At 43.4% G+C, this 13509-nt stretch carries 11 protein-coding genes; 8 read left to right on the top strand and 3 right to left on the bottom strand.

Annotation, left to right across the window (positions count from 1 at the left end; translation table 11 throughout):
• Positions 1-24: 24 nt before the first annotated feature.
• The 7 genes from NST25_RS21440 (at position 25) to NST25_RS21410 (ending at position 9759) form a co-directional block, all read left to right on the top strand.
• A complete protein-coding gene (locus tag NST25_RS21440) occupies positions 25-1740 on the top strand; it encodes an ABC transporter ATP-binding protein (RefSeq protein ID WP_339187885.1) in 1716 nt (571 codons plus the stop codon).
• A 42-nt stretch (positions 1741-1782) separates the two neighbouring features.
• Positions 1783-2823, top strand: a complete 1041-nt coding sequence (locus NST25_RS21435; protein WP_076129508.1) for an NAD(P)/FAD-dependent oxidoreductase — start codon at positions 1783-1785, stop codon at positions 2821-2823.
• A gap of 144 nt (positions 2824-2967) precedes the next feature.
• The gene (locus NST25_RS21430) at positions 2968-4593 is read left to right on the top strand and encodes a helix-turn-helix domain-containing protein (RefSeq protein WP_076192280.1); all 1626 of its coding nucleotides are present in this window, start codon (positions 2968-2970) and stop codon (positions 4591-4593) included.
• Between the two features lie 132 nt (positions 4594-4725).
• Positions 4726-5751 carry an iron-hydroxamate ABC transporter substrate-binding protein gene (locus NST25_RS21425; protein WP_339187884.1) on the top strand — a complete coding sequence of 342 codons (1026 nt, stop codon included), beginning with the start codon at positions 4726-4728 and terminating at the stop codon, positions 5749-5751.
• Positions 5752-5907: 156 nt separating this feature from the next.
• Positions 5908-7422, top strand: coding sequence for a spore germination protein (locus NST25_RS21420; protein ID WP_139329852.1), 1515 nt, complete (start codon positions 5908-5910; stop codon positions 7420-7422).
• The gene (locus NST25_RS21415; RefSeq protein ID WP_339168922.1) at positions 7419-8624 is read left to right on the top strand and encodes a Ger(x)C family spore germination protein; all 1206 of its coding nucleotides are present in this window, start codon (positions 7419-7421) and stop codon (positions 8622-8624) included. Before NST25_RS21420 ends, NST25_RS21415 begins: the two co-directional genes overlap by 4 nt.
• A 37-nt stretch (positions 8625-8661) precedes the next feature.
• Positions 8662-9759, top strand: a complete 1098-nt coding sequence (locus NST25_RS21410; RefSeq protein WP_339168920.1) for a GerAB/ArcD/ProY family transporter — start codon at positions 8662-8664, stop codon at positions 9757-9759.
• Positions 9760-9765: 6 nt separating this feature from the next.
• Here NST25_RS21410 and NST25_RS21405 read toward each other — a convergent pair whose 3' ends face one another.
• The 3 genes from NST25_RS21405 to NST25_RS21395 all read right to left on the bottom strand — a co-directional run bounded on the left by NST25_RS21405 (position 9766) and on the right by NST25_RS21395 (position 12845).
• Positions 9766-9996, bottom strand: a complete 231-nt coding sequence (locus NST25_RS21405; RefSeq protein ID WP_076220622.1) for a hypothetical protein — start codon at positions 9994-9996, stop codon at positions 9766-9768.
• Between the two features lie 142 nt (positions 9997-10138).
• A complete protein-coding gene (locus tag NST25_RS21400; RefSeq protein WP_339168917.1) occupies positions 10139-11155 on the bottom strand; it encodes an ABC transporter substrate-binding protein in 1017 nt (338 codons plus the stop codon).
• 103 nt (positions 11156-11258) lie between these two features.
• Positions 11259-12845 (bottom strand): AraC family transcriptional regulator, encoded by a 1587-nt coding sequence (locus NST25_RS21395; protein ID WP_339168915.1) that lies wholly within the window; start codon positions 12843-12845, stop codon positions 11259-11261.
• Between the two features lie 149 nt (positions 12846-12994).
• On the opposite strand from NST25_RS21395, the gene NST25_RS21390 reads away from it, so the two are divergent.
• Positions 12995-13354: a (2Fe-2S) ferredoxin domain-containing protein gene (locus NST25_RS21390; protein ID WP_340010768.1), complete on the top strand. Its 360-nt coding sequence runs from the start codon at positions 12995-12997 to the stop codon at positions 13352-13354.
• Positions 13355-13509: the final 155 nt, after the last annotated feature.

Below are 13509 nucleotides of genomic sequence, written 5' to 3'. Positions count from 1 at the left end.
CACCGGAAGGAGCGAATTTTTACAATGTTGCGTCGTTTTTTTGCTTACTATAGACCCTATAAGGGATTGTTTATTCTTGACTTCTCCTGTGCTATTGCTGCTGCACTGCTGGAACTAGTCTTCCCGCTGGCCGTTAACCGGGTAGTGGATGATATGCTGCCAAGTGGGAATTGGAAATGGATTCTCTATTCTTGCCTCGGTTTGCTGGGGATCTATATCGTCAGCGCCTTTATGCATTTTGTCGTCACTTATTGGGGGCATAAGCTGGGGATTAATATCGAGTCGGATATGAGAAAAAAGCTGTTTGATCGTGTACAGAAGCTCTCTTTCAACTTCTTCGATAATAATAAAACAGGCCATTTGGTCTCACGGATGACAAATGATCTGATGGATATCGGTGAGATTGCCCACCATGGTCCTGAAGATTTATTCATAGCAGTGATGACGCTGCTGGGTGTATTCGGTATCATGCTTAGCATTAATTGGCAATTAGCTATTCTGACCTTTGTAATTGTCCCGCTGATGATTTATTTATCCATGTACTTCAGTCGCAAAATGTCAAAAGCGTTCCACATCATGTTCGCGGACATTGCTGACTATAACGCACGCGTAGAGAACAATGTAAGCGGGATCCGTGTTGTGCAAGCTTTTGCTAATGAGAATCATGAAATTTCCCGCTTTGCAGTTAATAACGAACGCTTCCGTATTACGAAGCTAATGACCTACCGAATTATGGCTTGGAATTCATCCTTTAGCTTTGTGCTCATGAAGCTGGTCTCGTTATTCGTTCTTGTGTGCGGAACCTATTTTGTAATCCAGAAGCAGATGACCTACGGTGAATTTATTGCCTTTGTGATGTTGTCTAATGTCTTCTTAGGACCTTTGCAACAGATTAATTCGGTCATCGAGACCTATCCTAAAGGGATCGCTGGTTTCAAACGTTATCTTGAACTGCTGGAGACGGAGCCGGATGTTGATGACGCAAAAGACGCTAAGCCAGTGTCTCATCTGTCAGGGAATATAACCTTCCAGGATGTAGCTTTTGCTTATAGTGATAAAGAAAAGGTGTTAACCCATGTGAACTTATCGATTTCAGCAGGAGAGACCGTTGCGCTTGTGGGTCCATCCGGTGCTGGTAAGACAACACTTTGCAGCTTGCTGCCACGCTTTTACGATGTAAGCGAAGGCAACATCTCTATTGATGGAATAGATATTCGCTCCATGACGTTGGAATCACTTCGTTCCCATATCGGGATTGTACAACAAGATGTATTCCTGTTTGACGGAACTATTCGTGAGAACATTGCTTACGGCAGATTGGGAGCTTCCGATGAAGAAATCTGGGAGGCTGCAGGGCGCGCTCAGCTGGAAGAACTGATTAAATCTCAGCCCGCCGGGCTGGATACAATGATCGGAGAGAGAGGCGTCAAGCTTTCTGGCGGTCAGAAGCAGAGGTTGTCCATCGCCCGGATGTTCTTGAAGAATCCGACGATTCTCATTCTGGACGAAGCTACATCTGCACTGGATACTGAAACGGAGTCCGCTATACAAGAGGCGCTCGCAGAGTTGTCTGAGGGACGCACAACACTTGTTATTGCTCATCGCCTTGCAACGATCAGAAATGCGGACCGGATTGTTGTCGTTGCGGAAGGTGGCATCGCAGAACAAGGTAAGCATGAGGAACTGCTGCAGACTGCCGGAATTTACAGCCGATTGCATGAAGCGCAGTTTGGAGCTTAAGTAGCTGAAGGGATCACTAGAATATAATTTTGGAGGGACACAATGAATAAACAACTGGAATTATACGATGTAACCATTATTGGTGGCGGACCTGCTGGGATGTATACAGCTTTTTATAGCGGAATGAGAGACTTGAAGACAAAGTTAATTGAAGCGAAGGATGAGCTCGGAGGAAGAATGCTTATTTATCCCGAAAAAATGATCTGGGATGTAGGAGGCGTAACCCCAACTCTTTGTCATCAACTAATCGGTCAGCTCAAGGAGCAGGCTCAAACCTTCGATCCGACTATTGTGCTGGGTCAGCAAATTATGAATCAAGAGAGACAAGAGGATGGAACGTACATCCTGACCTCTTCTACTGGGGAACAACATTGGACCCGCACAGTCATTTTGGCCATTGGTTACGGAATTCTGCAGATGGCAAAGCTTGAAATTGAAGGTGCAGATCGTTATGAGGTGACAAATCTTCATTATACCGTTCAAGAGCTGGAGCCGTTCCGCGGTAAAAGAGTGCTAATCTCCGGTGGAGGCAACTCCGCAGTAGATTGGGCGAATGAATTGGAGCCTATCGCTGCAAGTGTGACGATTGCACATCGTCGTGAACAGTTTGGCGGGCATGAGAAAAACATTGTACGGATGAAGGAATCCTCAGTCAATGTCCGTGCGCCATATGCAGTAAGCCAATTACACAGCAGTAATGGTGAAACGATAGATCAGGTTACGATCAGTCATATAGAGACAGGTGAAACAGAGCAGTTTGAAGTGGATGCTGTCATTGTGAATCATGGTCTGAAAAGCGATTTTGGTCCGTTAAAAGAATGGGGTCTTGATATGGGCGAGTGGTGTGCGAATGTAACCGATAAGCTGGAGACCAATCTTCCGGGTATATTTGCAGCAGGTGACTTTGTGGATTATGCAAGCAAGGTTCGTTTGATCGCAGGTACTTTCACTGATGCGGCTCTGGCGCTTAATAGCGCTAAGCTGTACATAGACCCAACCGCGGCCAAAGTCGCTTACGTATCTTCTCACAATGAACGGTTCAAAGAGAAGAATAAAGCGCTTGGAGTCGTTGACGACCACTAAGGATAGAGGCTTCTCAAACCATAAAATCTGAAGTTTTATATAAGGCGTATAGGGGATCTTATCCATTTCGAGCGGAGAGAAACCTTATACGCTTGCTTTATATTTTATGGGTTATTAAGTCTAGCAGTCTGGAAGGGAGCAGGAATGAAGCTATCAAATAATAACCCGGTTCATAGAATTTATCTGTTAAAAGAGGTAGGGAAACGCCAATGCGGTGGCGGTCACATCAGTAAACCCCAAATTGCCCAGTCCCCACTCTTCCTGACACCAATAGAAGCTATCATTCAAATAACCATAGAAGGAGAGACAGTATCTCTTAAAAATGGTGAAATTCTTTTTCTAAGCGCAGGTGCGACATATCAAATTAATGCTCCATTAGAGACTGTTATCTCTGTTCTAGCAATTTCCTATGAGGTATATGGGCTAAGCAATAGCACGGAGCAAGAATTGGTCTATGGACTTTGCCGTGAAATTTTTCCGGTCAATGGGATTTTACCTATACGTACGACGAATAAAATAACTCGCTTATTCAGCGAATTGGAAGACGTTGCTGCCAATAATTTAGAAGCACAGGCAGATAGAATTCAATCCTTGCTGTATCAGCTACATCAACTGGTCGTAGAGGCTGACGCTGAAGCAGACATTACGGATAGTTCATATTTCAGAATGCTCTCTTATATCCACCAGAATTTCCAAAGGGAGATTACGCGGGAGATGATGTCTCGAATAATGGGCTTCAATCCTCGTTATTTCTCAGTATGGTTCCGCAAGCAGACGGGTTGGAGCTTCACCGAATATGTAGCTCATTTAAGAGTAAATAAAGCGAAAAAACACTTGATGTCCAGCAAAGCAACCATACAGGAAATTTCGCAAAAAGTAGGCTATACAGATGGACTATATCTGAGCCGCAAATTCAAGCAAGTCACCGGGATGACCCCAACAGAGTTCCGTTTGCGTCCCAAACCGAAGCGGATAGTAGCGTTGCAATTTTTAGGGGATTTACTTGCGCTGGGTGTGAAGCCTGTCGCAGTTGAAGAAGATGTGATGAATTACTCCTTGCTTTTGCTGCCGGAACTGGCGGGTGTACGATCATTTGAGCTGCAGGGATGTCCGGAGGAAGCGGAATGGCCTGGGCTGGAAGCCGATTTAGTTATTGCACCAACCTATCTGAGCCCCCGTCAGCTTAAATGCATGGAGAAGTTGGGGCCACTCGTTACGGTAGAGTGTGATAAAATGGACCGCCTGGAACAGATTCGTTTGTTCGGCAGACTGCTGGGTGAAGAGGAGCGGGCAGAGGCATGGATAAGGCACTATCATTTGAAAATAGATTTGTCCAAGCAGCGCTTGTCCTCACTAATTGAATCTGGTGAAACGGTAGCGGTGTATGAGATTAGGCAAGATAACAGTATTTATATCTGGAATCATACAGCCCGCGGGGTGTACAATCTGTATCCAATGCTGGGGTTAACTCCACCGGACAAGGTAAGGTCAGATGTTCTGGAGCGGAATGATCATTTATGCATCTCACTGTCGGAATTGCCAATATATGCGGCTGACCATATGTTTGTGGTCGTATCAGGACAAGAGGACTGGATGTCGAAGACGCGTAAACGGATTAGTAAAAGTGCGGTTTGGCGCAATCTTCCAGCATTCAGGAATGGACGCATATATTACCTGAAGCTTGAGGAATTTTGGGGCAGCGAAGGGCTTGCGCTCGAACGCCAATTGGAGATACAGACAGATTTGTTAACCGGCCATAATTTAAGCTGACAATCGTCCATAGCAAAATTGATGTATTAGCGTGTATATATGTTTTCCTGCGGAGACGGTATATTAAACAAAGATCTAAATGATATTGATTATCAATATCATAATAATATAAAGTCTCAAGGGGGATTTACATTGTACAAAATAATATCGTTAGGAAAAACAAGCATGATAGCCGTTATGCTTACGCTGGTGCTGCTGTTGAGCGCATGCGGACAAGCAGCTAATCAGGGGAATGCTCCAGCTAGCACGTCGGCCGAAGTGGCTAAAAGCACTAATGATTCTGTAGTTGCCAGCTCGGAGCCGGCTGCTGATGCAGAGTACTGGACATACGAAAGCGATAAAGGCCCGGTGCAGATTCCACGCAATCCACAAAGAGTTGTGATCCCGGTACAAGACTTTATTGGTGATCTTCTGACGCTTGACGTGACGCCCATTGCCGTTGCCGGGAATGACATCCTGAACCATCCATATTTCAAAGAGGCGCTGACAGGTGTAGAAGTTGTAGGCGATGACATGACGGTGTCCCTGGAGAAAATAACAAGCCTCGAACCGGACTTGATTATCACTTATCAGGAAGATACCTATGAGCAAATCTCTAAGATTGCTCCAACGGTCTTTATTCATTGGGGCAAATACGACTATAAAGAACGATTGATCGAGATCGGGAAAATCTTGAACAAGGAGCAGCAGGCTGTAAAGTGGGTGGCGGATTTCAATCAGAAGCTGGAAGCGAAGAAAGCGGAATTGGCTGATCTGATCGCAGCTGATAAAAAAGTGGCGATCTTTGAAATTGCCGGTAAAGAGCTGTATTTATATGGTTCGTCATATGGGCGTGGTGGAGAGATTATATATAACGGATTGGGGCTGCATGCACCTGATCTTGTCCAAGAGGCAGCCTTTAAAGAAGGCTGGGCTTCCCTCTCACTCGAAGCGTTGCCCGAGTACTTAGAAGAAGCTGATTATATCTTCCAAGGCTTCAGCCGTGGTGTGGAGCAGGATAAGCTGGACATTCTGGACAGTGTCTTCTGGCAAAGCCTACCTGCTGTTAAGGCGGGTCATGTATTCACCTACGATCTTAAAACGTATTATCTCTCCGATGCTTATGCGCTGGACAAGCAACTGGATGAGATAGTTACGTTGCTGAAGTCTCTTCAATAAGTTAATTTCAAAAGAGTATAAGGGGATGTTCGCGGAGCTATAGTAGCTCAAGGACATCCCTTTTGCGTGTTCATATTCCAAGTTAAGCGAGGTTATAGATTCCATTTGTTGCATAAAAAAGCGGTGTAGAACAAATAGTATGAGCAGGAGGTGTTAATGATGGATCCCTTTAACTCTACTATTTTGGACGATAATCTTAAAGAGCTTCAAGAAAGGCTTGGCCATAGCCCTGATATTGTTATTCGTAGAATTAAATCCATAACCACACAGGTTGAGGTAGCTGCCGTATATATTGAGGGATTAATAGAAAAATTGAGGGTCAACGAGTTTGTGGAGCATGCGATGTCGTTTGATAAACTAAGTGAAGAACACCCGGTGGTAAAATCCGCTGAAGATATCTTTTTGTATATGAAAGAAGTGGCGAGAGGAATCGGAGAAGAACAGACGCTTGAAGATTGGGATGTGCTTTTTGAGGCTTTATTCTCTGGAGATACCATTCTTTGGGTCAACGGGATAAGGGAAGCTATCAGAGGGAATACAAGCGGCGGTGAGGTTAGAACGGTATCGGACGCTACAACTCAAGTAGCCATTCGTGGCTCCAAGGAAGGTTTCACAGAATCTATTGGGACGAATATCTCTCTAGTGCGCAGGAAAATAAAAAGCCCTAATCTCTGGGTAGAGTCGATGAAGATAGGTGACGTCACGCAAACGAATGTATCTATTATGTATATTCATGGAATCGTCAATGATAATACCTTACAGGAGCTCAGAACTAAGCTGCAAAGCATTGATATAGACGGGATTCTGGAATCTGGATACATTGAGCAATTTTTAGAAGACACTCCCTTTTCCCCATTCCCAACATTATATAATACGGAACGTCCTGACAGTGTTGCAGGAAATCTTTTAGAAGGACGAGTTGCTATTTTTGTGGACGGGACCCCGTTTGTGCTGATTGCACCTACAACCTTTTTTATGTTTTTACATGCCGTAGAAGATTATTACCAGCGTTATGATATTACGACTTTGATCCGATTATTGAGATTTATTTGCCTTGTTATTTCGTTATTTGGCCCAGCACTCTTTATTGCGATTCTAAATTTTCATCAAGAAATGATCCCAACAGCCCTACTTATTAACTTTGCTTCGCAAAGGGAGGGGGTTCCATTTCCGGCTTTTATTGAGGCTATGCTGATGGAATTTACTTTTGAGATTATACGTGAAGCAGGAATTCGTATGCCATCCCCTATAGGTCAAACTGTATCGATCATTGGGGGCTTAGTGTTAGGACAGGCAGCCGTACAAGCCGGTATTGTCTCTCCTGCAATGGTTATTGTAGTTTCACTTACAGGAATATCCAGCTTTGCTACTCCTGCTTTTAATATGGCTCTTTCCATACGCATCTTGCGTTTCATCATTATGTTTATCGCAGCCTTTATGGGGCTTTATGGAATAACGATCTTTACTTTTATTTTGGTTGCTCATATGTGCAGCTTGAAATCGTTGGGTTTTCCATATATGTCTCCGTTTGGTCCTTTTATCGCTGAGAATCAGAAGGACGCGATCTTGCGTGTGCCCTTGAAATATATGAAAACTCGGCCGCGTCTTATTAGCCAAAAAAATAATACTCGACTTAAGGTGAATGATGGAAAGCCGGGGAGTGGCAAATGAAGGTCGGATGGATGATGCGTTCATTTATTTGTATATGCTGCTTAATGTTGCTGACAAGCTGCTGGAACAGTCGGGAGTTAAACAATTTAGGCATTGTGACCGGTATAGGTGTGGATAAAGTGCCGAATAAAGAGGAATATCATGTTACTTTTCAGATTGTGAATCCATCCTCAACAGCCACAAGTGCAGGAGCTAGCACCGGACAACCCACGGTCACTATTTATTCTTCTACGGACCGTACGATCTTTGGTGCTTTTCGCAAGACTTCAAAAAAGGCGGCAAGACAGATGTTTTTTGCACACACGCAGCTATTAGTTTTAGGCGAATCTACAGTGAAGAGCGGTATTGATGGGATTTTTGACATCTTTGAAAGGTCCCATGAGCTGCGGCTCAACACGAATGTTATTGTAGCCAGAGATACGGAAGCATCCTCTATTCTGAAACTATTGCTTCCCGTAGAAAGCCTGCCTGCAATTGGGATTATTAAAAAGAGTAAAAATACCGCTAGAATATATGGAGAAAGCCGGGATATCAATGTTTTTGAGCTAATTAATGGTATCAGTGGGGAAGGGTCAGTGGTGATATCCGGAGCCAGAATTCTTGGAGACGCTGAAGAAGGAACTAAAAAATCCGGGATGGAGCAAACTCAAGTAAAAGCACTTGTCACAATGAGCGGGCTAAGCGTATTGAAAAAAGGGGTTCTTCAGGGATGGCTGGATGGACCTCTTGCCCGGGGGGCACTGTGGGTACAGAACGAGATTAATGAAACCAGTATTAATGTAGATTCAGATGAGGCTAAAGATTCGATAGCTGTGAACATTAATTATTCAAAAACAAAAATTAAGATTGAACTCCGCAATAAAATACCCGTCATTCATGTGAATGTTGTGGAAGAGGGGACACTTAATGAGACTCAGAGTTATATTGAGCTAAGTGATAGAGAGGTAATCGTTCAATTGGAACAACAAGTGGCTCTTAAAACTAAACAGGAAATAACCCAAGCCTTACAGGCTGCTCAAACTATGAAATGCGATATTTTCAATTTTGGGAATGAACTGAAGCGCACAAATCCAAAAGCATGGGAGACTGTTAAGGACGATTGGGAGTCAGTGTTCGCGGAAGCGGAAGTCGACGTTTCTGTGGAGGCATATATTCGCAGTGTAGGAATGAGATTAGAGCCGCAATTGTTAAAGGAAAAATGACAGGGTTTAGTTGAGAAAGGTGGGAGAAGGCCACTTTATGAAAAAAGAAACCATCAGCGCGAGTCAATTATTTGCTTTGATTTTTTTGTTTGAATTGGGAACGGCCCTTGTGGTACCGATTGGACTTGAAAGTGGCCATGCTGTCTGGATTGCTATTCTGTTAGCTTTGCCCGGTGGACTTCTTTTGTATTTGATTTATGTTTATTTATACCGGCAATATCCGGGCATGATTATTAGCGGGTATACAAGAAAGATACTGGGCAATGTTATAGGCTGGCCGTTAAGCTTAACATACATTCCAATCCTTCTCTTCAATGGCTCCCGAAATCTGCATGAATCAGGTGAGTTGTTAATAGCTGCTTCTTACGACAGAACACCCGTGTTCATCATTTATGCAATGATGGTTGTTGCGGTAATTTACATCTTAAACAAGGGGATTGAGGTGTTTGCGCGGACAGCTGAGATTTATATGCTGATTATAATATTGTTGGGCTTGACCAGTTGCTTTTTGGTTATTGCCGCCGGACTTGTAAAACTAGATAACTTGTTTCCGTTACAGGCCTCGGATTGGAAGAATGCATTAAAATCAGCCTATCTGAATATATGGCTATTTCCGTTCGGGGAGATGGTATGTTTCACTACGATTTTACCTCATATCAAAAAAACCAAGGTAGCAAAAAGAACCGGAATCATCGCAATGACTTTATGCGGATTATTACTCAGTTTTACCCATGCCATCGAAATATCCGTTCTAGGAACAGAAATCTACAGTAGAGCCAATTTTCCGATGTTCACTACGATAACGTTAGTAAACCTGGCTAATTTCATTCAACGTTTGGACGCGCTTGTGCTCTTAACCTTAATCATTGGAGTATTTTTTAAAATGTCAGTATATTGCTATGCTGCAATGGTAGTCACTGCAGATCTATTCAAGGTGCAAGACAGCAGGAAGCTCGCTGTTCCCGTTGGTATTGTTGTTTTGTTCGGGGCTTTTATTAGTTCAGCGAATTATCCGATACATATGGACGAAGGAAGGATATTTCTGAAATATATTTTGCCGTATTTCTGTGCCGCTGTACCTATTCTCTTGTTTATCGTTCATTACATCCGCAGAAAATTAGGAAGCATAGGTTAGTTTATTTTATTTGATGGATTTATTGCTCCTATTTCGGATAGAGGATGTAATTGTATTAACAAAAGGTAAGGAGATAAAAACGAGCATAGTTATTGATTCCTGTATGCTTGTAGCTGCAAAGGAGTCATAGATCGTCCGCATTGAAGTGGTGAGGGTTTCTCCTGATAAAAGGTCGATGATTACTGCCATCAGCAACCCCATAAAAGCAAGCATGAAATATAGTGATAGTAATTTCATAATGATCAACTCCATTTGCTAGATTAATCTTAGGCTAAATGTATTATTACCTCTTGAGTGTTTTTGTAGTCAAAAGAAATAACAAATCCCCTACAGCTCCAACGTTGTTGGAAGCAGTAGGGGATTCTAATTTAAGCGCATTTTATTGTGTAAGCCAAGCAGCCAGCTCTTCGGTCTGGGATAACACGGCAATTGGATCATAGTACCAGGACCGTTCTTCTTTCCATACATAGAGATGGCCATTTTTGACAGCGGGTAGGCTACTCCAGATTGGATCAGCTTTGTAATCAGCTTCTGTACGGTTATTGGAAGTTAAGATAATATAATCTCCTGCGTATTTAGCGAGTGCCTCTGTAGAGATTTCCGCCCATTGCTTCTCCATAATTTCTGCGGCCACAGCTGTAGGGGGCTTGCGACCCAGCGCCTGATAGACAGGCTGTCCGCCTCGGCCAAAGTTATCGCCATAGGCCCAAATGGATTTGCCGCCGTCTTCCATGATGGAAAACGTTGCATCTGCAGGGAGTACTTTGTCTACTTTGGCTTTAGCTTCAGCTATCCGTTTGTCGTAATCTGCAAGCCAGCTTTTGGCTTCCTCTTCTTTACCAAGGAGTTCTCCGAAATAGGTTAATTCGGCATGAGCATCTTTCAGATCACCATATGGCACAACGATGGTTGGAGCAATTTTGCTTAGTGCTTCATAGCTTTCAGCTTGTCCAGAAATAATCAAATCAGGATTAAGTGCGATGATTTTTTCAGGTGACATTTTGCCGTAAGTTCCAGTGTCTGCAACTCCAGTAAGTGCCTCCTTAAAATACATATTCTCCAGTGTTAATCCGGGAGCACCAACAGGGATGGTATCTAGCGCAATCAGACTGCCCAGATATTCCTCAGCGACAATCCTTTTAGGTTGAACAGGAATTTCAATATCACCATTTATAGTAGTGACCTTTTTTAGAGCAGCTGTTTCCGTAGTTTCTGTTGGTTGACTAGTTTCGGTAGGTGCTGTAGTAGCCGATGATGTGTTGCTGGTGTTACTGCCAGTATTCCCCACAGAATTATTGGAATTCCCGCAAGCTGATACGACTAGAATTAATGCCAGCATGAGGGGAAAAAGAAGCCAATGGGATTGTTTGGTGCTATTTTTTCCTGGATTATGCAATTTGTTGTTCCTCCTATGTATATTGATTATCATTCTCAATAAGAACTTTACAAGCTTCACCGGGTATTTACTATGGACGGATATGATCTCAGCTTATGCAAATTTATGATGTCATTACCCGTAGCAATTCTTGAAGCTGTGCCTGTGAGGACAGTGGGTCAAATCCGTAGAACATATCACCTTGGTTCAGAATATATACCCGTCCGTTACGTACTGCATCTAATTGCTTCCAGGCTTTAGAATGTAGTAGGCGAGTAAAACGTTGTCTTCCCTCAGATGATGAAGGGATGCTGGTGATAATAATATGGTCAGCAGGGAACGATACGATATCCTCAATGGATGCCTCTAAGTACCCGGAATCTGTGATCCCTTTTTCAATAATTACGGAGGGGGGCTTGAAGCCAAGATCACCGTATAGAATTTGGCAACCTCTGCCGAAGCTGCTACTGAAACAGTAGGCGGATCGGGAGCTAACCTCCCACACGATAGCCGTACCTCTCTCCATTCCTATTGCATGGTTTAATAACCCGTTGGCGGTAAGACAAAGTCTGTCATAATGACTTAACCATTGTTCAGCACGCTGTCGTCGATTCACAACCTCGGCAATCAGAGCAAATTGCTCTCGCCAACTCATTTGCATAAAGGGCAGCTCAATAACCGGAGCAACAGGAGTCAGAATCTTATTGTCGGGTAGACTGTAGCCGATAATGACGTCTGGTTTTACCGCAGCTACTGAGTCATAGAGTAATGAAAATTTACCTTCGCTCATTTGAAGCTGCTTGGAAGCGGGAACTTGTTCCAAGCTATGCTGCCATTCGGAATAAACCCCGAGTTGAGGCATGATTTCCAGTACTCGCAGGCTAGCGGTGTGATTATAGTTCAAGGCAACGACCCGTTTATTCTTATTCTGGTAGGCTTTAGGTGAAACGCCAACAAGCTGCTTGAATTTTCGGCTCAAATAAGTTCCCTCTTCGTAACCAACCTCATGTGCCAAAGTAGTCAGATTGGGGGAACTGGTGAGAATTCGTTGCTGGGCTTTTCGGATTCTTAATAGTGTAATATAAGCACTGAAGGATAGACCTATTGATTTGCGAAAGGCTCGCGAAAAGTGCTCAGGGCTCACTTCAGCTAAAGCAGCCATTTGATCCCGTGTGATATCTTCATTGTAATGAGCTTCTATATACTCCGTCACTTGCTCCATCCAACTGCTTGATCTTTCTTTACGGGATGTCAGTTCACTATGAAGCTCCACTAGGAACTGGGTGAATAGCTGCTGGACCCTAAACGGCTTTTGCTTATCAGCGTCTATCCAAGCACTGTAAAGCTCACCTGCCAAGGCTGTCAAACGTGTAGAGGCATGGTGGACAGGGGAGTTGTCATTTATAAAAATGTCCTCATCTTTACTCTGGGGTATACAGGAATACTCCATCCATATCCCCTTTAACTGTAATTCAGGTTCCATCTTCAATAAAGAAGAACTACTAAGGGCTATTAAGCTTCCGGCCATGACCTTGTGTAGCTTACCGTCTATTTCAAGAAAACCTTTCCCATCCCAGATCATCATAAGGCTGGAATTAGTAGAAGAAATGTTTGAGGCTGTGTAGTTGGTTATTCCCGATAAGCTGATGACCCGAAGGGGCATATAAAAAGGATGGGATGAATAAGGCATCCCGTCGGATTGGATCTGCATGTAGTAATCCCCTTCTTTTCATTGATAATCATTCTCATTTATAGTATAACAGTCTTTCTTACTATTGACTATAATGATGCTTATGATAGTGTTTAAAATAATCCACGAACGGAATAGGGTTAGCTGATAAGAAGGGGTTGAAGTCATCCATGACGACCTGGAATTTACAAGGAACTGTAAGTCACTTATTAATATGTACCGGTAGCAGCTGCAAGAAACACAAAGGTGAAGAGGTAGCTGAAGCGATAGAAGATGAGATTGAGAAGCAGGGCGCACAAAGTCTTATACATACGACTGTGACCCGTTGTAATGGAAGATGTTCAGATGCTTGTGTGGTGATCGCTTATCCCGAAGGTGTGTGGTACAAAGAGATTACACCTAAGCTGGCGAAATCATTAGTGCGGAAACATTTGCAGGGGGAGAAGCTTGAAGATCACGTGTTATACACCTATGATGGACAATTGATTGCTTCAAATGAAAAGGACGCTAAAGGGAAAAAGAAAAAATAGCAAGGCTTGGGAGTACCTTTTAGTTGCGGTTCTAACCCTGTACAGAGGAATATCTCGTGCAGGGTTATTTATTTATAAACAGGGGAGGATTATGATTGAATCGGATCATGACCAGACTCGTAATAGGACTGTGTGCTTAATTAAGGACATCAAAT

This window comes from Paenibacillus sp. FSL E2-0190 (assembly GCF_037992965.1).
Classification (GTDB): domain Bacteria; phylum Bacillota; class Bacilli; order Paenibacillales; family Paenibacillaceae; genus Paenibacillus_AQ; species Paenibacillus_AQ odorifer.
This window is presented reverse-complemented; position numbering and strand designations above follow the sequence as displayed.